Annotated in this window: 24 protein-coding genes and 1 riboswitch; of the genes, 16 read left to right on the forward strand and 8 right to left on the reverse strand. The window is 44.2% G+C overall.

The genetic code is table 11. The annotated features are described in order from the left end of the window. Window positions 1-60 precede the first annotated feature (60 nt). Window positions 61-846 (reverse strand): SDR family NAD(P)-dependent oxidoreductase, encoded by a 786-nt coding sequence (locus AC1DPK_RS21885; protein WP_477511621.1) that lies wholly within the window; start codon window positions 844-846, stop codon window positions 61-63. Between the two features lie 21 nt (window positions 847-867). Continuing rightward, window positions 868-1647 carry an SDR family NAD(P)-dependent oxidoreductase gene (locus AC1DPK_RS21890; protein WP_477511622.1) on the reverse strand — a complete coding sequence of 260 codons (780 nt, stop codon included), beginning with the start codon at window positions 1645-1647 and terminating at the stop codon, window positions 868-870. 188 nt (window positions 1648-1835) lie between these two features. On the opposite strand from AC1DPK_RS21890, the gene AC1DPK_RS21895 reads away from it, so the two are divergent. Continuing rightward, window positions 1836-2345, forward strand: a complete 510-nt coding sequence (locus AC1DPK_RS21895; protein ID WP_477511623.1) for a hypothetical protein — start codon at window positions 1836-1838, stop codon at window positions 2343-2345. Window positions 2346-2443: 98 nt separating this feature from the next. Here the strand turns inward: AC1DPK_RS21895 and AC1DPK_RS21900 are convergent, their stop codons facing one another. Then, window positions 2444-2926: a PCYCGC motif-containing (lipo)protein gene (locus AC1DPK_RS21900; RefSeq protein WP_477511666.1), complete on the reverse strand. Its 483-nt coding sequence runs from the start codon at window positions 2924-2926 to the stop codon at window positions 2444-2446. A gap of 213 nt (window positions 2927-3139) precedes the next feature. Here AC1DPK_RS21900 and AC1DPK_RS21905 point away from each other — a divergent pair, with 213 nt between their 5' ends. From AC1DPK_RS21905 to AC1DPK_RS21915, 3 genes are all read left to right on the forward strand, one after another. Next, on the forward strand, window positions 3140-4147 hold the full coding sequence (locus tag AC1DPK_RS21905) for an SDR family oxidoreductase (protein ID WP_441882225.1): 1008 nt from the start codon (window positions 3140-3142) through the stop codon (window positions 4145-4147). Window positions 4148-4465: 318 nt separating this feature from the next. Continuing rightward, window positions 4466-5551 (forward strand): SH3 domain-containing protein, encoded by a 1086-nt coding sequence (locus tag AC1DPK_RS21910; RefSeq protein ID WP_441882222.1) that lies wholly within the window; start codon window positions 4466-4468, stop codon window positions 5549-5551. Between the two features lie 78 nt (window positions 5552-5629). Then, the gene (locus AC1DPK_RS21915; protein WP_477511624.1) at window positions 5630-6157 is read left to right on the forward strand and encodes a hypothetical protein; all 528 of its coding nucleotides are present in this window, start codon (window positions 5630-5632) and stop codon (window positions 6155-6157) included. A gap of 82 nt (window positions 6158-6239) precedes the next feature. On the opposite strand, the gene AC1DPK_RS21920 is transcribed toward AC1DPK_RS21915, so the two are convergent. Then, complete coding sequence (locus tag AC1DPK_RS21920) at window positions 6240-6386, reverse strand: hypothetical protein (RefSeq protein ID WP_179089728.1); 147 nt, start codon at window positions 6384-6386, stop codon at window positions 6240-6242. A 99-nt stretch (window positions 6387-6485) separates the two neighbouring features. Further along, the gene (gene trhO / locus AC1DPK_RS21925; protein ID WP_477511625.1) at window positions 6486-7382 is read right to left on the reverse strand and encodes an oxygen-dependent tRNA uridine(34) hydroxylase TrhO; all 897 of its coding nucleotides are present in this window, start codon (window positions 7380-7382) and stop codon (window positions 6486-6488) included. Window positions 7383-7524: 142 nt separating this feature from the next. Between trhO and AC1DPK_RS21930 the strand changes: the two genes are divergently transcribed. The 7 genes from AC1DPK_RS21930 (at window position 7525) to AC1DPK_RS21960 (ending at window position 15814) form a co-directional block, all read left to right on the forward strand. Then, window positions 7525-8046 (forward strand): hypothetical protein, encoded by a 522-nt coding sequence (locus AC1DPK_RS21930; RefSeq protein WP_477511626.1) that lies wholly within the window; start codon window positions 7525-7527, stop codon window positions 8044-8046. A gap of 50 nt (window positions 8047-8096) precedes the next feature. Next, window positions 8097-8675, forward strand: coding sequence for a sigma-70 family RNA polymerase sigma factor (locus AC1DPK_RS21935; protein WP_477511627.1), 579 nt, complete (start codon window positions 8097-8099; stop codon window positions 8673-8675). Further along, window positions 8665-9642, forward strand: coding sequence for a hypothetical protein (locus AC1DPK_RS21940; protein ID WP_477511628.1), 978 nt, complete (start codon window positions 8665-8667; stop codon window positions 9640-9642). The genes AC1DPK_RS21935 and AC1DPK_RS21940 overlap by 11 nt, the downstream gene beginning before the upstream one ends. Before the next feature lie 19 nt (window positions 9643-9661). Next, window positions 9662-10702 (forward strand): hypothetical protein, encoded by a 1041-nt coding sequence (locus AC1DPK_RS21945; RefSeq protein ID WP_477511629.1) that lies wholly within the window; start codon window positions 9662-9664, stop codon window positions 10700-10702. After that, window positions 10699-11406, forward strand: a complete 708-nt coding sequence (locus AC1DPK_RS21950; RefSeq protein ID WP_477511630.1) for a hypothetical protein — start codon at window positions 10699-10701, stop codon at window positions 11404-11406. Before AC1DPK_RS21945 ends, AC1DPK_RS21950 begins: the two co-directional genes overlap by 4 nt. Before the next feature lie 36 nt (window positions 11407-11442). Then, the gene (locus AC1DPK_RS21955; RefSeq protein ID WP_477511631.1) at window positions 11443-11577 is read left to right on the forward strand and encodes a hypothetical protein; all 135 of its coding nucleotides are present in this window, start codon (window positions 11443-11445) and stop codon (window positions 11575-11577) included. Between the two features lie 238 nt (window positions 11578-11815). Next, the gene (locus tag AC1DPK_RS21960) at window positions 11816-15814 is read left to right on the forward strand and encodes an S-layer homology domain-containing protein (RefSeq protein ID WP_477511632.1); all 3999 of its coding nucleotides are present in this window, start codon (window positions 11816-11818) and stop codon (window positions 15812-15814) included. A 69-nt stretch (window positions 15815-15883) separates the two neighbouring features. On the opposite strand, the gene AC1DPK_RS21965 is transcribed toward AC1DPK_RS21960, so the two are convergent. Then, window positions 15884-16222 (reverse strand): winged helix-turn-helix transcriptional regulator, encoded by a 339-nt coding sequence (locus tag AC1DPK_RS21965; RefSeq protein WP_477511633.1) that lies wholly within the window; start codon window positions 16220-16222, stop codon window positions 15884-15886. Window positions 16223-16384: 162 nt separating this feature from the next. Between AC1DPK_RS21965 and AC1DPK_RS21970 the strand changes: the two genes are divergently transcribed. Beyond that, on the forward strand, window positions 16385-17410 hold the full coding sequence (locus AC1DPK_RS21970) for an NADH:flavin oxidoreductase/NADH oxidase (protein WP_477511634.1): 1026 nt from the start codon (window positions 16385-16387) through the stop codon (window positions 17408-17410). A 55-nt stretch (window positions 17411-17465) separates the two neighbouring features. Here AC1DPK_RS21970 and AC1DPK_RS21975 read toward each other — a convergent pair whose 3' ends face one another. Next, window positions 17466-18344: a LysR family transcriptional regulator gene (locus tag AC1DPK_RS21975; protein ID WP_477511635.1), complete on the reverse strand. Its 879-nt coding sequence runs from the start codon at window positions 18342-18344 to the stop codon at window positions 17466-17468. Window positions 18345-18460: 116 nt separating this feature from the next. Here AC1DPK_RS21975 and aroC point away from each other — a divergent pair, with 116 nt between their 5' ends. Genes aroC through AC1DPK_RS21990 form a run of 3 tightly spaced genes read left to right on the forward strand, consistent with a single transcriptional unit; the run spans window position 18461 to window position 21180 of the window. Further along, a complete protein-coding gene (gene aroC, locus AC1DPK_RS21980; protein WP_477511636.1) occupies window positions 18461-19516 on the forward strand; it encodes a chorismate synthase in 1056 nt (351 codons plus the stop codon). 45 nt (window positions 19517-19561) lie between these two features. Then, entirely contained in the window at window positions 19562-20530 is a 969-nt protein-coding gene (locus tag AC1DPK_RS21985; protein ID WP_477511637.1) for a 2-hydroxyacid dehydrogenase, read from the forward strand. 35 nt (window positions 20531-20565) lie between these two features. After that, on the forward strand, window positions 20566-21180 hold the full coding sequence (locus tag AC1DPK_RS21990; protein ID WP_477511638.1) for an NAD(P)-dependent oxidoreductase: 615 nt from the start codon (window positions 20566-20568) through the stop codon (window positions 21178-21180). Between the two features lie 71 nt (window positions 21181-21251). On the opposite strand, the gene AC1DPK_RS21995 is transcribed toward AC1DPK_RS21990, so the two are convergent. Beyond that, window positions 21252-23306, reverse strand: a complete 2055-nt coding sequence (locus AC1DPK_RS21995; protein ID WP_477511639.1) for a molybdopterin-containing oxidoreductase family protein — start codon at window positions 23304-23306, stop codon at window positions 21252-21254. A 177-nt stretch (window positions 23307-23483) separates the two neighbouring features. Next, window positions 23484-23593, forward strand: a riboswitch (purine riboswitch). Window positions 23594-23666: 73 nt separating this feature from the next. Between AC1DPK_RS21995 and AC1DPK_RS22000 the strand changes: the two genes are divergently transcribed. Then, window positions 23667-24608 (forward strand): EamA family transporter, encoded by a 942-nt coding sequence (locus tag AC1DPK_RS22000; protein ID WP_430059076.1) that lies wholly within the window; start codon window positions 23667-23669, stop codon window positions 24606-24608. Window positions 24609-24645: the final 37 nt, after the last annotated feature.

Below are 24645 nucleotides of genomic sequence, written 5' to 3' on the forward strand. Positions count from 1 at the left end.
GGTCACTCCTTGTTTATAAGTTAGGTATTGAATAGGGTTGAACTCATTCATCGAGCTAGGCTAGAGCAGCATGCTGCCGCCATCAAGTCGAATGGCTGAACCGGTCATGAATTCGCTTTCATTGGATGCGATGAAGCATACGAGCTGAGCTACGTCGAGTGGACGGCCAACACGGCCAAGCGGGAATTTATCATGTATAGAGCGGGTCATTTTTTTATGCTTTGCGACGTCCTCGGCGGACATGATTGGCTTCGATTCTCGGGCACTTTGCTTGCCGACATCAACGGCTCCTGGCTCAATCGTATTAACGGTAATCCCATACTTTGCAAGCTCAATTGCGCTTTCTCTGCCTAACATGCGAATACCGCCCTTGGTCATGGAATATACGGCATCGAAATCGGTGGGGCGCTTGCTATGAACAGAAGACATATTAATGATGCGTCCAGACTGCTTTTCCTTCATATAGGGAACGACGGCTTGTATGCATTGCCAGTAGCCTTTTAAATTAATGTTCATCATGCGATCGAAAGAGGCTTCATCATGCTCAAAAAATCCATAATTCAGCTGCAATGCCGCATTATTAACCAAAATGTCAATGCCGCCATAATGCTCTGCAGTGGTGGAGACCATCCGTTCGATTTCATCTTTTTGCGAAATATTCGCTTGCACGATCATCGAGCTTCCACCGAAATCATCAATCATCTGTTTGGTATGAAGCGCACCGGCATCGCTCTGATTATAATGAATGGCAACCATAACCCCTCGTCGTGCAAGCTCGATTGCAACGCCTTTGCCAATTCCTGTTCCTGCGCCGGTAACTAAAGCGATTTTGCCAACGATACTCATTATTCACCTCCATACCGGCGATTACGGTTTTTTCATTTTGAAATTCATATAATGAAGCAAAAAACCGCCATCCAGCCTTATATCTGCACCATTAATGAGTCTCGCCTCATCGGAAGAGAGAAAATTCACAAGCTCGGCGATATCTTCATTGCTGCACAAAACAGCATTAGGCACCTTATATTCGTAATCGTTGTACAAGGTGGATAGATGACTGTGAAACAACTCATCGTCGCCAGCAACAGAACCCACTTCAATGGTATTGACACTGATCCCATATCGCCCTAACACAAGAGCTGCTTCTTTGGACAGCATTTTAACTGCACCTTTTGCAATACTGTAGGTAAACGCTGAACCAGTCGGCTTCTCGGCATGAATGGAAGAGACATAAATGATTTTCCCCGCTTGCTTCATCATCATCTGTTTGCCCACAGCCTGCGTACAAATAAATGCCGATTTGGCGTTTACTGCGATGCTTTGCTGAAAAAGCGCTTCATCTCCATCTTCAATTGTGCTTGGAGAAATCTCATTATTGTTGTGAACGAGAATATCAACCGTACCAAGCTGCTGCTCCGTGAATAGAAGCATATCCGTGACTTCAGCAGTTTTACAAAGGTCAATGGTGACTACGACCGCCTGCAAGCCTGCGTCCTGTACTAGCTTTAATTCTGACCCAATCGCAGAGCCTCCTGAATGACTATTCAAAATAAAATGCGCTCCGCTTTCCTTTAAACGTCGAATGATCGCTTTCCCGCTGTCACTGTCTGAATCCGTAATAAATACAACCTTATTTGGCAATCGCATAGATCCCCTCCAAGGAACAGACATAAAATGATGTATATAGCCTTATTTTAGTTACTTTGGTTCAAGCATAGCGATGCTGTAAATTTATGATTTTGTTTGATTTCTTGCATAATCCGCCAATACTGCAACAACCCTATGACTGCATTCGTTATTAAGGGAGAATAGGAATCCAAATGGAAGGGAAAGCCATGCGCAAAATAAAAAAATTCATTTTCATCACGCTTCTAATGATTATTTTTGTTCCGTTTATTTTGAGCTACTCGAACTATCGCATGACTAGAGTCAATAACGATTATGAAGCCTTATTCACCGAGCAGCTTAAGGCAGCTGTACATAAGGGAACCACATTTGATATGAAGGAAGTCGCGCCATTTGATTGGGATAAAATGTTTGTTTTTGAAGCTTATCGCTCAAGAGAAGAGATGGAGAGAACAGTCGGACGAGAATGGACCAATGAAGCCTCCTACGCCGGATATTGGATAGATAGAAAGATAAGCGGACAATATCCTTTGCTGGATGAGTCGGTACATAAACTGGTTTTTGTGAAAAAGGATAAAGTGGTGTTTGATACTACTCTAGACCGAGCAATAGCTGACTTCTCGGTTAGCAGCAGCATGATTGATCGCGATCATTCCCGATATACCATTATGAAAACAGATCAATCATTTGCTACGGTTTATAATGTTTTAGAAGAGTAGGTAGATTGATAGACTTGGGAGCTTCCGAAAAAAAATGACAGTCTAGAACGATTTCTCCTGTTCTGGACTGTCATTTGTTTAAATCATTGATGAACAAACTAGGAAGCAGAGGGAAGCTTTGTCTTCGTTGGCTTGGCATAACCCTCTTTATACGTTTCGTCGATAATTTGGCGAATCCGATCTACTTCGATCCCTGAAGACTTCATCGCTGCGGTTGTTACAGCAATTTCAATGCATACGCCGCAGCGAGTGCCATGATCGTCCCAGACTACAGAGCCGTCTTCCTTTATTTCGGCGATAAAGCAATTGAGATTGCTTTGGTGTCCCGCGCTTTCGCCACACCCGCAGTAACAAGGGATATAGGGCAATACATCCGTAACCGTTGCAGCGGTTTGATAGGCGATACGCAGGTTATCAGAGGCGCCATCTAGAAAAGCTGGTAAAATATCAAGCGATGCTGTCGTCTCTTGCAAATCGCCAGATGCTGTTTGATGATCACCATGATTGCCGCCATTTGCTTCATGTACGTTCGTTGCTGATCCAGCTGAATTTGTTTGGCTGCTGCATGCGCTGAGCAGCATCGAAGAGAGCAGAACCGAATAGAGTGTGGTTTGGGCTAATCGTTTCAAGTATAGCAGCTCCTTGTTTCTATTAATTGGTTTTATTATAGCATTTTCAAATATTAAAAGAGTAACGTATATGGTACTATTAATTGACGATTTAGATCGTTTAAGCCGTAAGCTCTCCCGTTTAATCGTAACAAATGCCAAGATACAAAAAAGGAGCGATTGTCGATGAAGGTATTGTTTATTGGTGGAACCGGATTAATAAGTGAAGCTGTTTCTAAGCTCGCGTTAGAACGCGGAATTGAACTCTATCTTTTTAACAGAGGGAAGCGAGACGAGTTTGTGCCAGAAGGGGCAAAGGTCATCAAGGGTGATATACGCGACCCCGAGCAGGCTGCTGCTGCACTTGAAGGCTATCAGTTTGATGTGGTAGTCGATTGGATTGCCTTCACGCCGGAGCATGTCAGCACGGACATTGCGTTGTTCCGTGGACGAACGAATCAATACATATTTATAAGCTCAGCCTCTGCTTATCAGAAGCCGCCTAAGCACTATATCATCACAGAGGATGCAACACCGCTCGAAAATCAGTATTGGCAATACTCGCGTGACAAGATTGCATGTGAACAGCTGCTGCTCGATGAGCAGGCGTCATCAGGTTTTCCAGTTACTATCGTAAGACCGTCATTTACCTATGGCGATACGATGATACCCGCTGCCTTAAACAGCTGGCAGCATCCATGGTCTCTGATCGCAAGAATGCGTGCGGGGCAGCCAGTTATCGTGCATGGTGATGGGTCTTCTTTGTGGACGATGACACATAATTCCGATTTTGCCAAAGGTTTTGTCGGCTTGCTTGGACGTGCTGAGGCGATCGGAGAGGCGTATCATATAACTTCAGACGAAGTCCTTACGTGGAATCAAATCTATGAAGCGATTGGTTCAGCAGCTGGCGTAGAGCCGAAGCTTGTCCATATTTCTTCCGAGTTTCTTATTTCGCATGACCCTGATCTTGAGGGCGGCTTGCTCGGCGATAAATCTGTCACGAGCGTATTTGATAACCGCAAAATCAAAAGCTTAGTTCCCGATTTTTCAGCGGATCTTTCCTTTGAGGAAGGGATTAAACGGACGGTTGCATGGTTTGAGGCTCACCCTGAGCGATGCACCGAAGATGATGAGTGGAACGAGCAGATGGATACGATTATCGCTGCTCATGCAACCGGATTTAAAAAATAAAGCGCAAGCAAATGACGAAAATATAGATTTTAAGCCGTACATTTAGAGCAATAAAAAAATTTTTTTAGCGATTTTTATAGATAAAAAAAAGTGCTTATCCTCTAGGGATGAAGCGCTTTTTTTGTGTTTTAAACCTCGATCCCTAAATGCTAAAAAATTTCTCATAATTTACAAGAAGCATAAAAACTCGTCTTTTGAAGGAATGAGCGACATATAATCTTCACAGACCGTCCACTGTTTCTTGATGCCTGCTTATTCTCGCCATCTAACTTATATCGTAACAGGTATACTTCATTAACTTAAGGGAGAGGTATAATCATGCGAAAAAAGTTGAACCAGCATTTATTAGTTTACTTGCTCATTTTATCGTTAGTCATTACTTTAGGCATGTACGTCCAACCTTTAAATAACGAACCGGATTCACAAGCTTTAGAAACGTCTGCAGCAGATCCATTTTCCTTAACTACCCTATCACCGCTTGTTGTTGACAGCTTAGAGAACAATAAAAAAGTCATCGCTTCACCCACTCCAGCACCTATACCTGTAATATTCAACGAGATTAGCGCAGCTACAGTTAACGCATCTGATCAACCTCCAACCATCCCGCTTGAAACGACTCTTGAAGTTGAACAACCGCCAGCCATCGCTGAAAAACTAATGAATACATATGAGGTTACCGCGTATTACCTTAACATTCGAACAAAACCGAGCGCCACTTCGGATATTATAAAGGTTGTAGAAAAGGGAGCAAAGCTTGAAATTACAGAAGAAACAGACAATGGTTGGCTTAAGCTGCAAAATGGTGGATACGTACATGGCGGATATGCAAAAAAGGTGAAAAGTGAAGTTTCCGTATTATCCCTTGCTGCTGATGTTAATCGTCAGCCTGCCACTGCACTTAAGGCAAAAAGCGAGGAGCAACGTATAGATAAAATAGAAATTTTAGAAGAAGCAGTAGAGGAAGAACTTATGAAGCCAACATCAGCTGTAGAGTCTGATTCTGGCCTTACCATCGAGCATATTGAGAAAATATTCGAAGGAACAGCACTATCCGGGCATGATTTGGAACAAGCTATCCTTGAAGTGGAGGATGAATACGGCATAAATGCTTATTTTACAATAGCCGTGATGAAGCTGGAGAGTGGAAATGGCAAAAGCAGGCTGGCCAAGAGTAAAAACAACTTATTTGGCCTCAATGCGATAGATGGCGATAAATACAATAAAGCGTTCAGCTTTGAAACGAAAGGGGACAGCGTCCGAAAGTTTGGACAGCTCTTATCCAAAAATTATGTAGGGAAGGGACTAACGACCATTGAGAAGGTTGCCCGAAAATATTGTCCCGCCAACTCCAAATGGTCAAGTTTAGTGAAGAATATAATGAAAAGTGACTACAGGAAGCTCTGACTTGGCAATTTCCCACCAAGTATGTTATTTTAGGCTCCTAAGCATTTGACGACTTAGATAATAGGAGGCTGCAAATAAATGGTGGATAACGTGCAGAAAATGCCATTCGGCTATGAGCCGCCTGTAGATGAGCTTAAAGGAACGATTGTATACTATGATACATTTGAGCATACAACGGAACGAGAGCTTGATCTAGCCGCAGATTGGGTGCAGGCGCGTTCCTTTCGCAAGCTTGTTCTCTATCCACTGCATGAGCTGAGCATCAAGAGGATGTCAAAAGAGAACGTCAGCCCATTTTATAAGCGGGAAGATCGACTGCATGAATGGAAGCGGGACCGAGCTGAGACGAACATCGTTGTTGAACGTTTTGAAATTAAACGCAAGAAGTATACGCCAATCGATTTTGCTCTAAGACATTTGGCCGAAACCTATCCGAAACCACTATTTGTACTCATGACGGCTGAAATGGCGAATATGTTCGCTTCGTTCTCATCATTCGAGGAATGGATCGTGAAAATCAGGCTTTTGTTGACGGAAGAGCCTGCACAGCTGCATCCACGGCTTTTAAAATATCAGCATCGCTGGGAAGCCATTGTCACCAAATAAACCTTGGAATACATAAGAAAAGAGCTGTCCGTGAGTAACACTCATGGGCAGCTCTTTTTTCTGTTGCAAAACGATTATTCGTCTAGCCGGTTGATGGGCTATTCGGAACATGGCCTTTTTGATTGATATTCTCTGCTCTGGCCGAAGCTGAATTATTTTCCGCTTCCTTGGAGCTGTCTTCAAACGCTTGATTTTTGCTTGGAATTGATTTGTTTTTGTTGTGAGCCATCCACAATAACCTCCACTAGCGTGATTGCCTAAAACTCCGAGGCTAGCTTAGGTTAACCATGTTCCAGCAAAATAACCAAAATCTATAGCTGCTTGCTCATTATTTTACGCTAACAACATGCTCTTCGCACGCTGTAGAGCAAAAACCATGCTTCGTTTCTTCACATTCCTTACATACGATATGCTGCAAATGACAGGAGTCATCCGCACAATTGATATAGGTATCAGCAGGCTGCTRGCAGTGGTGGCATTTGCCTACAACAACTGCTTCGTCTGTTTGATTAATGACAACGGATGTTCTCTCATCGAATACATAACATTTGCCATCAAACAGTTTGCCTTGTACTTCCTCGTCCTTGCCGTAGGTTACAATACCGCCCTCAAGCTGGTAGACGTCGTTAAAGCCTTCGCTAAGCATAACGCCAGTAAGCTTCTCGCAGCGAATGCCGCCTGTGCAATAGGTAATGATCGGCTTGTCTTTGAATTCCGCCATATTCTCGCGAAGCCATTCAGGAAACTCCTTGAATGTTTCAAGATCGGGTCTGATCGCGTTGCGGAAATGACCAAGATCGTATTCATAATCGCTTCTGCCATCTAGTACGATAACATCTTCTCTTTGCAAATACTCATGAAATTCTTTAGGTGATAGACGAGTGCCGCTTAATGTATTCGGATCTAAAGGCTTATCATAACGAAGCGTCACTAGCTCTTTCTTGTAACGTACAAAAATCTTCTTGAAAACATGTTTATCTGTTTCGTCGATTTTGAAAACCATATCCGAAAATAAAGGATTCGCACGCATATGCGCCATATATTGTTCAGTTTGCTCGATGGTTCCTGAGAGCGTTCCGTTAATTCCTTCATCAGCAATTAAGATACGGCCTTTTACGTTTAATTCCTTGCAATATGCAAGATGTTCAGCAGCAAACTGCTCAGCATCAGGTACAGCTACAAATTTATAATACAATAAAACTCGAAAATGATTAGCTTCACTCATCGTAGTCTTTCCTTTCCGGTAAACAAATAAAAGCATTCTATATTATAGTTGACATTTTAAATAATTTCAACTTAAAACCTTTTTTGAACTTTATTCATATACGAAACCAATGTATAGCGAAAGCAAATAGAGGAGGGGCTATATGAAAAAAGGGATAATAGTCATATTGATATGTTTGGTGCTAGCTGCTTGTTCCACCGAACAGCCAAGCGTGCCTCAGGATTTTCTAACTAATATCGAAAGTACGGATTTAAGCAAGGAGCATACTGGCGGGATAACGCCTGGGGATTCGGTACAATTACTTACGGATAAACGTGGTCAGCCAAAAGAGAAATACGATATTAAAATGAAAAAAGCAGATGATTATGATGTGCCTGTTCAGTCATGGGAGTATTTTAACGCTACATATACGGTAACTGACAGCAAGGTCGCAAGCTATAATCTGCTTCCAGATGAAGCTACCCATAAAGGGGCTAAACTGGGAAATTCTATTCAATCTGTTAAGGACATGTATGGGGATGCCTATTATAATAGAGAACATGATGATTTAAAACTACTAAGTTATATCGATAAAGAGAAGGAATGGGTACTCGAGTTTATGGTAGATCAAGAAAAGGTAACCGGCATCATGATGAGTGAATTATCCCTTTTTGAAACGAAATAATAATTGAAATTGGCACATGAGTACTCGTGTAGCGTGAGGAGGTTTCCGTATTGAAGGATTCGGACATACAACCCTTATTAGCTTCGCTTCTGGATGAAGATCCGGAAGCTTTCCGCTTGGTGTATGAGAAAACGGCTGATCATATCTATCGTACCGTCTATTATTTGGTCACGAACAAAAATGAAGTCAATGATATCGTTAGTGAGATTTACATCGCTATGCTCTCCGCTTTGCCTGCCTACGACTACAATAGACCATTTCGAGCCTGGCTTAACGGCCTAATCATTAATCAGGTTAATCATAATAATCGAAAAGGCTGGCGATTTTTACGTTTAATTAATCGCAATAAGCAATTGTATGGCGTACAGCCAAGGAAGAGGCCAGATGAATTAGCGGTCGAAGAGGAAGAAAAACACCAAGTACTTCAGCTCGTAAACAGCTTGTCTGCCAAACATAAACAAATAATCGTGCTTCGCTATTATCAGGATTGCTCCTTTGAAGAGATTGCCAGCACTCTCCAAATCCCACTAGGCACAGCCAAATCCAGACATCATGAGGCTTTGAAAAAACTGCGAAATCGAACCTCACATTCTCAATTTTTCAAGGAGGTGTTTAATCATGTCGATTGAACAAGAGCTAACACAAGCCTACAAACAATCCGCAACGAGAATCAAACGCCCTGAGGAGCTTGATGCTCGAATCGAACAGCTGTACCGTAAGCAGAGCTTGCAAAAGCAGACCAAGCTGCACGCGGTAAAAAAATCATGGACGCTCAGAATTATCGTAGCGGGATTGCTCCTTACTTCCATGGGTTTCTCTACACCCTATATTTTTCATTTTAAAGACGAGATTATTGATTACATGCTGCATAATGGTCAATTAGGAACGTATGATGCGATGTTGGCTCAGCAAATGCGAGAGTCGCTCGAAGAGGTTAAACAAACACTTCCTACCGAGGGGAAGGCGATATTCTATTCACAAAAATTAAAAAGCCTTTTGCCGAAAACTAATGCTATCCCTTTCACAATCGTCACCAATCCATACGTGTGGAAAGTGGAGAAGGATTGGGAGATGCAATTGACAGAAGCAAATCCAGATCTTCAATTGCCTGATTCCTTAACAGAAACATTGACGTTTATTGGAGGTCAGAAGGAGCAGCCGTTTGGCGGTTCATTATCCGCTGCAGACATGGAGTCGCTTCATGAGCTTGAGAAACGTGTGAAGAAAGAGAAACCGGAGGAGACCTGGCTGCCTCTGCCCAGACCTGTAGCAGAGAGCGTGGATCATCCTATCTATACGACGACTTATGAGAACGAATCCACTGACATTATTCATATCACCATGGAAGTATTCACGGATAAGAGCAATGTGCAATTACGTTCAAATCTAAAGGCGCAAGAGCAAATCGTTATTGGACAACAATCTGCTACGTATGCTCTAGCCCAGCCGTTTCTGTACAGTGATTCGGATCAGTATCAATCTGTCTTTTGGATGGATTCACTAGCGGATGAAACGATACTATACACGATAGGTAGCCCTGATCTAGACATAACCAAATCAGAATTAACCAGCATAGCCGAGCAGTTTATTCATTGATAACTGGGGAGAGTGTTCAATGCAACCATACGCTATTTCTACGAAAAGCCACTTCGTAACGATGCTGCTTGGCACATGGCTGGTGCTCGGTATATTCGTAGACGGTTATGCCCATAACCATGATGTTGTCGAAACATTTTTCACCCCTTGGCATGCGATTTTGTATAGTGGGTTTCTTGCATGCGCAGCATGGATACTTGGAATGATTGTATATGTGAAAAAAAGAATGGGCTGCTCGTGGAAGCAAGCCATTCCTAGTGGATATGAGCTTGGCTTGCTAGGCGTCATCATCTTTCTTGCAGGCGGCTTAGCTGATATGGCTTGGCATATTATTTTTGGAATTGAAGTGAATCTTGAAGCGCTGCTTAGTCCTTCTCATTTAGCTTTAATGCTTGGTGCCATTCTCATCTTATCAAGTCCACTTCGAGCAGGCTGGAGGGAGCTGAGTGGCGACCAGATAGGTTGGAGAAGCTTTTTCCCATACTTATTATCCTTGGCGTTGTCAGCAGGTACTGTCAGTTTTTTTCTCATGTATGTGTGGATGTTTCGGTATAATTTGCCTGCGCCAAAAGTAGTTGCTTGGTATATGAACAATTCCAGCACTTTATTTGCACACCGGATGGTAGATGATGCCGAGGTACGAGGATTAACGTTTATCCTACTTAATACGATCGTATTTATGTTTCCAATTTTATTTATGCTAAAGCGCTGGAAGCCTCCTTTTGGTGCGATTACTTTTGTATTCTTACTTGTTAGCGCACTAATGGGTGTAATCGATGGTTTTACCCAAATACATAGTTTGATCATATCGTTTGTTGCAGGACTCAGCGGTGACTTATTGCTGCATTTTAGACGCTCTGATCTGAATCGCAGGCGAAGCAGCAGGCTGATTGCCATCATTACGCCTATTGTGCTTTGGGGCAGTTACTTCGGCTGGATGGCTGCGACGAGCGGGATTGGCTGGGAACCCGAACTGTGGGTAGGCTCAATCGTACAAGCTTCGCTGCTGTCGCTAGGCCTTAGCCTTTTAGCCCAATCGCCTGAGCGTGTAAGTCAATGAGCGTACGATTAAAGTCCATTAGTTTGTTGCTTATAACTTTGTTCATTATCCTGTTAGCTGCAACTGGCTGTGCTTCGGATATCTTTACGAACCTCACGAACGTCGATATAGAACCGCCTACGCGCGGATTGCTGGCTGCTCTTCAGAATGAACAAATGCCGTCACCCGAAGCTTCAGGTTATCTTGTAAAAGTAAGCGAAATAAATGGCAATCCAGTAGAAGTAGGAGAATTGGAATTACAATTGGAAGTCACCACCGCGGATGGGCAGCCTGTAACGAAATTTACAGAAGATATGACCAAGCTCATGCATCTGATCGTCGTTAGTAAAGATTTATCATCGTTTCAGCATGTGCATCCCGATTATGTGAAAGACAATGTTTTTCGGACAAAGCTTAATTTACTATTTGCAGGCTCGTTTTATGTAACGACTGAATTCAAGCCTTATAAACAAAATGTTGTCATTCATAAGCAGTGGATACAGGTTTCTGGCGAGCCATTATCTAACGAAACAATAGTTCCTGACACCACATGGATAAAAAGTGTAAGCGGCTTAGAAGTTTCATTATCGGCAAGTCCCGGGATTGGTGAAATAGAAGCGGGACAGATGGTTATGTTGCTATTCCGATTTATTGATAATGAGACGGGAAAGCCGATAAAGCAAATAGAGCCATTTCTCGGCACTTCCGGCCATTGTGTTATTTAGAACAGCACAGTTGACCAATTCGTGCATGCACATGCAATGGAAGCGATGAGTGCTGGTGCAAACGTCATGTTTCACACGGTATTTCCTGAGAAAGGCATCTACAAGTTATGGGGGCAATTTCAATTTAAAGGCGAGGTGCTGACGGTGCCATATGTCATCACCGTTAAATAAGAGATGGTTGATGGTTGAACCAAATAAAAAGTGTGTATGTACTCCTGCCCCCGTTAAGGGGTTTTTTGCTTTTTATAAGCCTTTATTCAATAACGACCACTGGACTAATCCATTCTTTTTTTAGTAAATTGCTCAAGATTGCTGTCCATAATGTGGGATTTACCGCATTAGAGGGTTCGTACATTCCCCCTATACTTATAAATGTAAGGGTTTTCAAAAATAAAGAAGGGGTAAGGAAATGATATTCACGACTCGAAAATGGTTTTGTTTTGCGTTAGCGTTTGCGATTTTGGCATCATCGGTATTTGTTTCAGCGCCAAGAGTGAAGGCAGAATCAGAATCAGAAGGAGTAGGGGGAGCAGGAGTGGGTCCAGCTATGATTTATTCGTATCAGCCTTCAGCGAAATATGCGGTTTCAACGAATTATAGCCTTAAGGCTAATGGAGTAGAAATCCCGGTGGTTAAGGGCTTCAACGACTACGATTATGCGAGCTTCTCGATGGGAGGCGGACCAGTAACGTATGAACTAACTATCTTGAATACGGATAAGGTGCATGAATATTCGATCAGTCCGAAGAAACTCGGTATTCAAGCTGATTCGGTGGTTGGCAGAACGATCACGTTTACGACGCAGAAGGATGAGTATTTGATCATCATGATGAACAACCGGGCTACCCGATTGGTTATCGCGGCTGATCCGGCGGAGACGGATATTCCGAATGCAACCGGCGAGGGGATCTATAATGTGACCGCAGCGCCTTATCTGGTGACGACAACGGGGGAGAAAACGGGAGTAGCAGCGAGAACAGCTGCCTTGCAGCAAGCCATTAATGATGCGAGCAGCTATGGAACAGCGCTGGGGAATGGGAAGCAAGGCATCGTTTATGTTCCACGCGGTACGTATTACATCGGAAATGTCGTGTTGAAGAGCAACACGGCGCTTTACATGCAACCTGGAGCAACATTTGTTGCTACGGGAAAGACGGCAGATTATACCGAGCATTGGTTTAAGGATTCGATGGGTAGGCCCGCCACATGGTGGATTTCTACAGCCTTTCATTCGACGAATATTAAAATTTACGGGCGCGGCACAATCGATGGCAACGGACAAGCGCTGCATGATGATAAAAGTACGAACGGCAAAGGTATGATCAACAATCTGATCGTGCCTATCGCTACATCAAATTTTAAGATGGATGGCATCATGGTTCGGGAATCGGCTGGCTGGGCGATCGTACCGACAAGATCCAATGATTTAGCATTTACGAATTTGAAAATGTTCAACAGCCTGGGCATGGGCGAAAATGACGGCATCGACATTTGCGAGTCGCAAAACGTAGTCGTTAGAAATTCGATTGGCATAGCGCTGGATGATCCGTATTCCACCAAAGCATGGCGAGAGGATACGGATATCGCATCCGGGAAGGTACCGTGGCCAGGAAGTCCGGAGCCGGTGCAAAACGTGCTCTTCGAAGACGCGATTTCTTGGACTTTATGTTATGGCTTCAAAATGGGGCAAGGCGTTATGCAGGACCAACAAAATATTACGTTCAAGGACGGTGTCGTGTATAAGGCAGCGGTTGGTTTTGCCATTCATCATAAATATGGATCGGGTAAGGTAAGTGGCATTACCTTCGAGAATATGGATGTAGAAGATATCAGCGGCAGCAACGAAGACAACAGCGCTTGGATGACAATGTTTACAGTAAACGGCGGCAATGCAGGTGTCGGACCGATCACAGGCGTAACCGTAAAAAACATTAAAGTACGAGACATTGGCGAAGGCTTCTCCAAGCTGAAGGGGATGGAAGGAGCGGAGATTACAAATATTACGTTCGAAAACGTGTATATGCCTGGCAAAAGCGAGCCTGCAAAAAATCTCCATGAGATGAACTTTCTGAGCAAGGAGCATTATAGCGGTGTAACGATCAAGCCCGTGCAAAATCCGGAGCCTAGGACGCGGACGAATCTGGCGCTAAGGAAGCCCGCGGTCGGCTCATCGAATGACGGCGTCGAGGATACGTCGCGATATGTTAATGACGGAAATCTCGCGACCCGCTTTGGCTCCAAGCGAGGCATCGATCCGAGCTGGATTTATATTGATCTCGGGGAGAGCAAGACAATTGATCAAGTGAAGCTGTACTGGGAGAGTGCCTATGGCAAAAGCTATCAGATCCAAGTTGCCAATGATATAAGCAGCGAAGCAGGCTGGCAGACGGTGTACAGTACGACGACTGGGAAGGGCGGCATCGAGACGGTTTCGTTTAATGAAGTCAACGCCCGCTACATGCGGATGTACGGTACGGTAAGATCGACAATGTATGGTTATTCCCTTTGGGAGCTTGAGGTATATGGACCCGAAGTGTTTGCGGACAGCATTACTTTGAATCAATCAGTATTTACGCTGGTGAATGGCAAAACGGAGCAGCTAAGCGCAGCGCTTATGCCAGAGCAAACGACGAACAAAAATATAACGTGGACAACAAGCAACAGCAATGTTGCAACGGTAAGCCAGACTGGGCTTGTTACCGCCATAGGGATTGGGACGGTCAACATTACGGCGAAAACACAAAACGGCGACTTAAGTACATCAGCAGTTGTGACGGTGATGGAACCAACTGATCCAATAGATCCAACTGATCCAACTGAACCAGGGGAGTCGCTTTTGCCGCCAGTACTATATGAGGCAGAGGCGGGCAATGGGGAAACGAGCTTAAGCTGGAACGCCGTGGATCATGCAGATGGCTACAAAATCTTTGTCAGCACGACGTCAGGCGTTTATTCGGAAGAGGCAGCAACCGTAACAGGCTCTGTTTATAACTATTTAGCAAAAGGCTTGAACAATGTTCTTACGTATTATTTTGTTATCAAGGCTTACAATGGGTCAGGAGAAAGCACAGCTTCTAATGAAATAAGCGCAGTTCCAATAGGAGAATCAGGACCTGTCTCGCCTATTAATCCTCCGCAGCCTGGGAAGCCTACTAATGCAGAGTTTGCTGTGTTGATCAACGGCAAGGAAGAGCAGCTTGGAACCGCAGAGACTTCAACAATAAATGGACAATCGGTTACTCAGTTCAAGCTTGATCCTGTTAAACTCGCGAATAAGCTGGCCAGTGAGCAAGAGCATTCGGTCATTGCGATACAGACGAGAACACAGCCTGATCGTTTCCTAGCTGGGCTGACTGCGGAAATACTGGATAATCTTCAGCAGAAAAATGCGGTAATTATGCTGCAAACCGCTGCAACAATCTATACGCTGCCTGCGCAGCATATTAATTTAAAAGCATTGATGGTGCAATTTAACACTTCTGCAGAGCTGTCAGCCATTGAGATTAATATCGAAATCAGCAAGCCGGAAGCAGCGGTTCAAAAGTTGCTAGACGAAGCTGCTATAATCGGCAAGTTTTCATTAGTTGATGCGGCATTTGATTTTACGGTTACCGCCAATTATGGAGGAACCAAAGTAAATATCGACAGCTTCGACGCCTATGTAGAAAGGGCGTTGATACTTCCTGACGATGTGGATCAAACTCAAATGACGACAGCTGTTGTCATTGACCCAGACGGATCAGTTCGCCATGTACCGACCAAAATTGTTCATAAGAATGGCAACTATATAGCAGTAATTAGCAGTTTGACAAACAGCGTGTATGCGCTTGTCCATTATGATACCGTATTCGTGGATATAGAGGGACACTGGTCAGCATCCGCCGTAAATGATCTAAGTGGACGACTCATCGTAAAAGGTGTGGACAAAAATAAGTATCTGCCTAACCAAGAGGTTACGCGAGCTGAATTTGCGGCTTTGCTCGTTCGGGCGCTCGGCCTGAAAACTGTCAAGGCAGCGCAAATATTCGCAGATGTGAATAGCTCGGCTTGGTATGCGGAGGCAATCCAAACGGCATATGCTTATGGCCTGATTGAAGGATTCGAGGATGGGACATTCCGTCCAAGCATCAGCATGACACGTGAACAGGCAATGGCGATCACAGCCAAAGCCATGAAGTTTACGGGATTAAAGGACAAACTAGTGGATACAAATACCGATACGCTGCTGCAAGGATTTGCGGACAGAGCAATGTTTGCAGAGTGGGCTATAAGCGGTATCGCGGATTGTTTGCAAAGTGGTCTTATTAACGGAAAAACAGATCATCAGCTGGCGCCAAAAGCAAACCTGACTCGAGCGGAAGTTGCAGCGCTCATTCAACGGCTTTTACAAAAATCAGAATTGATTTAATTTTTCAAAATGAAAAAAGGATTGTCTCTTAAGCGATGGCTGGAGACGATCCTTTTTGCTGTATAATCATTATAAAGTGAGTCCAAATCGCTTGAGCTCAATAAAGATGGGTTCCAATCGTTTACCTTTTTCAGTAATGGTGTATTCTACTCTTGGGGGGACCTCAGCATAAATGGTTCGACTAACAATGCCTTGGTCTTCAAGTTCCTTCAAGCGAAGGGAAAGTGTCTTCGGACTGATGCCTTCGAGTGATTTCAACAATTCACTAAAGCGCATCGTTTCTTCGACCAGCAGGTCACGAATAATGAGAAAGGTCCACTTCGTACCGATAATGTCTAGTACTTTACCTATAACGCAAGGAAAACCATAAGTACCTCGCTCTAGAACGAGCTGTTCACGTTCATCCATCAGATCACCTCAACTAATTTAACTCCATTTCTTCAAGTATAGTACAAAAGTAACTTTAGGGAAACTATATGAAAAAAAGTTCACTACTTTCTCATTTATACTAACTGTGGTAAAAATAGAGTAATAACTACCCACTCTAATTAACGAAGAGGTGCATAGATCATGACGTTTAAACATTTGGATACACCATTTGAACTCAAAAGTCTTAAGCTTAAAAATAGAATTGTAATGGCTCCTATGTGTCAATACTCTGTAGACGCGAAGGATGGGATACCTAATGAGTGGCATTATGTTCATTATGTTTCACGTGCGATAGGCGGTACGGGCCTTATCCTAATGGAGATGACCGACGTTGATCCAGATGGTCGCATTACAGATCATGATTTAGGGCTTTGGTCAGATGAGCATATTCCAGCTTTCAGTCGCATAATTTCAGAGGTTCATAAACATGGTTCGAAAATAGGCATTCAAATCGCGCATGCTGGACGCAAAGCAGAGGACGCTGAGCAGCCCGTTGGTCCATCTGCCATCCCAGCAGGTCCTAACTATAAAACACCTAAACCACTTTCTGTCGAAGAAATAAAAGTTATTGTGAATCAATTTAAAGAGGCAGCAAGAAGAGCAGTAGAAGCGGGTGTAGACACAATTGAAATACATGGTGCTCATGGTTATTTGGTGCATCAATTTCAGTCTCCTGGCATTAATACCCGTGAGGATGAGTACGGACAGGATTTGGCTAAATTTGGTGTAGAGGTCGTTCAAGCGGTGAAAAGCGTAATGCCAGCAGACATGCCGCTCATCATGCGAATCTCTGCCATTGAATATATGGATGGTGGTTATGATTTGAACCATAGCATCGAGTTCAGTAAACGCTACAGAGATGCTGGAGTTGATGTGTTTCATGTATCAAGCGGCGGAGAAGGCCCAGTAGGAGTAAAGCGTCCGGGCAACTATCCTGGTTATCAGGTGCCTTTGGCACGTGCTCTGAAAGAAGCGCTGCAGGTACCTGTCATTGCCGTAGGCAAGCTGGAAGATCCACAGCTGGCTGAAGCGACAATTGCGAATGAAGATGCAGATCTAGTAGCTGTTGCTCGCGGCATGCTTCGTGATCCTTATTGGGCATTACATGCAATTCAGGCTGTAAAAGGTGAGGTATTGCCCGCAAAGCAATATGAAAGAGCATACTGATCATTATCAAGCTAATAATAAGAAGAGCCTCTTGGATACCGAGAGGCTCTTCTTATTATTCAAACAATGCAATAAACCGGTTTGCGATGATGGGAAGAGAAGAATTGCGCCTAGTGGCAAAACCTACAGAACGTAATGGAATAGGTTCAATTGTCTGAAGTCGAAATAGCTTCTTATTCTCAAGTTCCTGATCGATAAAAGATTGAGTCACAAATGCTGCTCCATAGCCGCGAATAGCCATTTCAATCAGCATATCCATGCTGGACAGCTCCATATCCGCATCTGGCGTTATGCCTTGTGAAGCAAACCACTGCTCAATAAACAATCTTGTACTGCTTGCTTCAGAGAGCAGCAAGAGCGGCAATTGGGCTAAGGCTTGAGCCGAAAAGGGGGTATCGACTAAATGTCGATACGCTTCTCCTACAACAAAGCAGTCTTGAATCTCCGTTAGATGTGAAACGACAAGTTCATGATCAGAGAGGGGCAAGTGAACAAGACCAATATCAATTTGGCCACATAACAATCGATCCCGTATATCCGATGTTTTCCCTTGAGAAAGCCGAATGCGTACATCGGGATGCTCCGCATGAAACGTATCAAGCAGCGGCAGCAGCAGATGTTTGATTACAGGTCCGCTAGCCCCAATGCGTAGTTCGCCTGCCGTAAGGTTTTTGAGCGCTTGTAATTGGATTTCACCTGCTTGCAGTATCGTAAACGATTTCTCTACATAAGCGAGAACCTCCAATCCTTCCGGAGTAAGCTTTACTCCTTTGGACAATCGATCAAACAGCTTCACTTCAAGCTGCGCTTCCAATTGCTTAATTGCATAGCTGACTGAAGGCTGTGTAATATGCAGCTCTTGTGCTGCTTTTGTCAAATTACCTAATTTAGCGGTATGGAGAAAAATGCGATACCATTCCATATTCATTAGCATGATATAGCTCCTCTCTATGACAAGATTCGAAAATTCCAATTTCATTTATTTCATATTCAAAATTATAATAGACAAATAACGAATGCGTCAAAGCATTCCATCGGGAGGTAAACATAATGGCAGGAAGCACATATGGGGAAAGCTTTAAAATTACGACATTCGGAGAATCACACGGGGAAGCCGTTGGCGTCATTGTAGATGGCGTGACACCTGGGGTTGAGCTGGATGAGAAATATATCCAAACGCAAATGGATCGAAGAAAGCCCGGTCAATCCTCTGTAACTACCCCGCGCAAAGAATATGATGTCATTCGTATTATGTCTGGCATGTTTGAAGGGAAAACAACGGGAACACCACTTTTCATTATGCTGCATAATACAGATATGAAGCCTGAAGCATATAACGATATACAAAATTCTTTTCGTCCAGGGCATGCTGACTATACGTATTTGAAAAAATACGGCTTGCGTGATCACCGCGGAAGCGGGAGGGCGTCGGGAAGAGAAACAGCAGGCCGTGTTGCTGGCGGAGCGGTTGCCCGCAAGCTGTTAGAGAACCGAGGAATAAGTGTTGTTGCTTATACCAAGGAAATAGGCGGTATTAAATGCGAAACGTACGTCGAGGATGAGATTGAAAAAAATGCGGTAAGAGCATGTGATCCAGAAGCAGCGGTTCGTATGATCGAGAAGATCGAGCATTTAGCGACTATTGGAGACAGCTGCGGCGGTATCGTGGAATGCAGAGTAAGAGGCGTTTTACCTGGGATTGGCGAGCCAGTATTTGATAAGCTGGACGCTGAGCTTGCAAAAGCAATGCTATCCATCGGGGCTGTTAAAGGCATTGAGTTTGGGGCAGGTTTTGCAGCAGCAGAGATGCTCGGCAGCGAGCATAATGATGCCATGAGCAAAAACGGGTTTTTAAGCAATAACGCGGGGGGAATTGTCGGCGGCATCAGCACGGGCGAAGAAATTGTTTTTCGTATAGCGGTTAAGCCAACTTCATCCATCTCTTTGCCGCAGCATACGATTGATATCCACGGTCAAGAGAAGATGATCGAGACCATTGGCAGACATGATCCGTGTATCTGTCCTCGTATTATTCCCGTTGTAGAAGCGATGGCATGTATCGTTATTGAAGATCTAATCAAGCGCCAAGCAGCAATGAATGGATAAACTGTGCTATGCTTATAAATGACAAATGCTGAGAGGAGATTGCTAATGAAACCAACTGTTTTCATTGATCGACAGATCCCCGCTGAAGTAGAGGCGTTTATAGCAGAGCACTGTATAATAGACAAATGGGAAGAGAAAACGCCCATGACCCGTCAGCAACTGCTTCTGAAGATGGCGAGTGCAAATGGTTTATTAACGGCAGGAGCAAAAATTGATGCTGAATTAATTGACCATGCGCCGCATTTGAAAGTCGTAAGCAGCATAAGCGTCGGCTATAATCATTTTGATGTTGAAGCAATGCGTACAAGAGGGATAATTGGAACGAACACGCCGCATGTCCTGAATGACACTGTAGCGGATCTTGCACTCGCACTCATTCTGGGAACAGCGAGGCGTGTTGCGGAGCTGGATCGATACGTAAAGGATGGCAAGTGGAGGACAGGCGATGGCGTCAAACTGTTCGGTAAAGATGTTCACCACGCTAAGCTTGGCATTATTGGAATGGGGAGAATTGGTGAGGCGGTTGCCCGTCGCGCTAGGTTCGGGTTTGACATGGATGTCGTTTATTATAATCGCAGCCGCAAGCCAGAAGCGGAAGAGAAGCTGGGCGTTCGTTATTTTGAATTAAATGATCTGCTTGCTTATTCAGATTTTGTTTTATTATTAGCACCTCTGACACCAGACACGGTTAAGCTAATTGGAGCAACGGAGTTTAAATTAATGAAGCCATCATCGATTTTTATTAATATATCGAGAGGGCAAACGGTAGATGAGCAAGCTTTGATTGAAGCTCTCGAGCAGGGTACGATCTCAGCTGCGGGCCTTGATGTATTCGAAAAAGAACCGATTGAAGCGGATCATCCTTTTCTGACGATGGCTAATGTATTAACCTTGCCTCATATCGGCTCTGCCACTTCGGATACAAGGTTTGATATGGCTATGCTTGCGGCTCAAAACCTAGTAAACGCGTTAACGGGACAAGTCCCCCAAAATGTCGTTGACGAGCTGCTTTAACAGAATAAACGTTGTTAATAAGAGGGGTACATATCATGACAGCTTCAAAGTTATTACTTCTCGGAGCAACAGGCAAGACCGGTCAATTTATTGCGAGTTATCTTGAAGATAGAAACGTTCCATTTAAACGATTTGTAAGACTGCCTGAGCAAATGATCGATGAGAGTTACCTCGGAGATGTACGTAATCAGCATGATGTTTTTGAAGCCATGGTTGATGCGAGCGGAGTCATTTGTGCGTTGAATACGGAAGGCAACGGAACACTTGTCAGCGGCATCACAAATTTGATTGCCGCAATGCAGCATTACCGAGTGAAAAGAATCGTTACGATAGGTACAGCGGGCATCTTGCAGAGTGAGCTGCAGCCAGAGCTGCTTAGATACCAGTCCAGTGAAAACAGACGTTTAAACCATGATGCAGCCAAAGAGCATGAGCAGGCTTATAGGGCACTCGCTAACACTGATTTGGACTGGACCATCGTCTGTCCTACAAGGCTCGTTCAAGAGGAGCTGCGCGGCGGTTATCGTGTGCGAAAGGAAATCCTGCCCTCTGGAAGTGCATCGATTTCTTTTGCAGATACGGCCGAATTCGCTGTTTCGGAATATTTTAACGGTGCTTATGTGCGAGAACGTGTTGGTATTAGCTACTAATTCATAGGCAAAAAGGTAAAAACACCTGAGTTCCTACTTTTCGTAGGGACTCAGGTGTTTTTGGTTATCTATTATTGAGCTGCATCAGCTTTCAAAACTTCAACGCGATTCGAGAAAAATGTAGCACCGCCGCCCATATCTGCGAGTCGCTGCGGCGTCAGTGTATTCACGGCTTGATGGCCTTTTTTCTTGTCTTCCCACCATAAGCCTTGCGTGACGAGTACACCTGGCAGTACATCTTGACCAACGCGCAGCGTCATCTCCAGTTCACCACGATCATTGCGTATCTTAACACGTTCCCCGCTAAGGAGCCCGAGTGCTTCTGCGTCATCCGCATGCATATGAAGGAGAGGCTCCTTCTCAAGCTTTTGCAACTTCTCTTGGTTGGCGAAGGTCGAGTTAATGAAGCTGTGATTCGGGCCAGTCGTCAGCCAAAAAGGATACGTCTCCGGCTCTCTAAGCGGCGTATGATTGGGTATTGGTGGCAAGCCGTTCATAAGCATTTTCTCCGAATAAAGCTCGATTTTACCCGAAGGAGTCGGAATCATCGAGGTATAGGAAGGAAGCTCATTACCGCCAGCCTTCATCCACGTATTAGCTTGCAGCGCTTCAAAAGTAATGCCTTTAAGAAGTGGATTATTTTCGCTATCAAGTGCCTCGCTTATCATTTGCTGCTCAGAAATGTCAAATAGATGAGGCTCAAAGTCAAGTTTAAGCGCGAGCTCCTTAAAGAGCGTAAAGTTTGATTTGCATTCACCCATTGGTTCCATAATCGGCTGGTGAAGCTGCAAATACAGATGCCAGTAGGAAGTGTATAAATCCAAGTTTTCAAAATGAGAAGTTGCAGGCAATACAATGTCCGAATATTTGCAGGTGTCTGTTAAGAACAAATCATGTGTAACCGTAAATAAGTCTTCACGAGCCAATCCCTCGCGCACTCGGTTCTGGTCAGGCGCTACGACTGCTGGATTGCTGTTATAGACAAACAGCATCTTTACTGGAGGAGCGACATCTAGAAGAGCATCGCCGAGCTGATTCATACTGATCGTACGGACATCCGGATCAGGCATTAAATCAGGGCGCTCAATTTTCTCACCGTTGAGCCGCGAATACCAGCTGTTGCCTTTCATTGCGCCGCCACCTTGAACATCCCATTGCCCAGTCAATGCAGGCAAGCATGAAATTGTTCGCACGATCATTCCGCCATTATCATGGTGCTGAAGTCCGTTGCCAATGCGGATAAAAGAGGGAGTGGTCGTTCCATACAGCCTGCTAAGCTCCTCGACCTCCGCTGCCGGTACGCCCGTAATAGCTTCCACTCGTTCAGGCGTATATTCAGCTGCTTGCTTCGCGAGATCCTCATAACCGAGCGTGAACTGCTCAAGAAAAGCTTGATCAGTCAGCCCGTCACGGATGATGATATGCATCATGCCGAGAGCGAGCGCTGCATCCGTTCCCGGACGCAAATGAATGAACTGATCCGCCCAAGTAGAGGTACGATTGCGATGCACATCAATATGAATAACCTTTGCTCCGTTTTTCCGTGCTTCCGTTGCCAACATCGTTTGATGCATATTTGTGGATACGAGATTGCAGCCCCATATRAGAAACAGCTTCGTGTGTATCGTTTCTTCGGGATCAATTCCTCTGGAAGCACCCATCGTATAAGCATAGCCTGTTGAGCCAGCAGCGTTGCAAATTGCGCGGTCCAATTGACTAGCGCCGAGTCGATGAAAGAACCGTCGATCCATTCCTTCTGCATTCAAAACGCCCATATTGCCATAAAAACTATAAGGCAATATGGCACTCGCTCCATGCTCGGAAATAATCCCTTTCATCCGTGAGGCAATTTCCTCATATGCTTCTTCCCAAGATATCCGTTCGAATGAATGCTCGCCTTTGGGACCTACGCGGCGAAGAGGGTAGAGCAGTCTTTCAGGATGATACACGCGATCATTTAATTGTCTTACCTTATTGCAAATTGCTCCGCGGGTTACCGGGTGCTCTGCATCACCTGTTACTTTCGTTATTTTGCCTTCCTCGAAGGTGATGCTCAGACCACAAGTATCCGGGCAATCAAAAGGGCAAACCGATTTTACAGTACCATTTATTACTGATTTGCTCATATCTATCTCACTCCATATAACAGCCATATTCACGTCGTATTATCATAGCATAATCGCATGCAGCATAGGGAGCAAGATGCAAAAAAGTGATGTGAAAATCGCCTATTTTCTGAACTTCCAGTTTATTATCTATTGACAGCACTTTACTTGTCATGTAATATTCAATGTGCTTAAGACGTATTCCACAACTAAATAATTCGTATAACCTCACGGAGTTACAGCTTGAACAGGGTGAGGGTTTCTACGGGAAGCCTTACTTCCCAACTACGAATATGAGATCAATCATCATTGATCCTATATTCGCAGTTGGGATTTTTTTATGCGCAAATTTTTAAATTTTCATGAGGGGGATTCACACAGATGAAGTATATTTTTTCGGTTTTTCTAGGTGCTGCAAGCTATGGCATTTTATCCACTATTGTTGTGCTTGCTTATGGCCGCGGCTATGAGCTTGGTGAAGTTGTAGGCAGTCAATTGTTAACAGGTTTTTTGCTCGCTTGGATACTCACTTTCATTATGAAATGGCGTGAGAAGCGCAGCCAGAGCTCAACTAATCAAAGTAAGGCTAATACATCTATTCGCACGAGCAGCATGACATGGAAACAACGTTTCATTCTAATGGCCGCTGGAACTCCAACCGCTATTACAGGTTTATTGTATTACCAATCTCTTCGCTACATCCCAGCATCGCTTGCGATTATATTGCTCTTTCAGTTCACATGGATTGGTGTATTAATTCAAGCGGTAGGACAGCGGAAACGTCCAAACGGCATTATGTTTTTTACAATTGCTATCTTATTCGGCGGTACTTTGCTTGCAGCAGGCATCATTGAGCAGGGCACAGGACAGTTCAATATAATGGGAGTTATACTCGGCCTGTTATCTGCAGTCAGTTATTCACTATTTATTCTATTTAGCGGAAAAGCAGTTCCTTCTGTACATCCTGCTTATCGAAGCGCATGGATGATTACCGGGGGAATGGTACTTGTATTTATTTTATTCCCTCCAACCTTTTTGTTTAATGGACTCATTTTTGGAGATTTGATGCTTTACGGTTTCTTGCTTGGTATGTTCGGTGCGTTTATTCCACCCGTGCTGTTTGCAATCGGTGTGCCGCATGTCGGAGAAGGGATGGCAGGGATTTTGGGTGCGTCGGAACTTCCTGTCGCTGTTTTGCTTTCATCCTTCGTTCTGAATGAACATGTCAGCGCCTTGCAATGGGCTGGTGTCATCGTTGTACTCATAGGCATTGCGCTTCCAGAAGTCATCAAAATGAAGCGAAGAAGATTGAGCGTGCAATAATCACATATATGAAAAAGAAGCCAGCTGCCCTGAATTA

The organism is Paenibacillus sp. 01T424 (genome assembly GCF_056398745.1).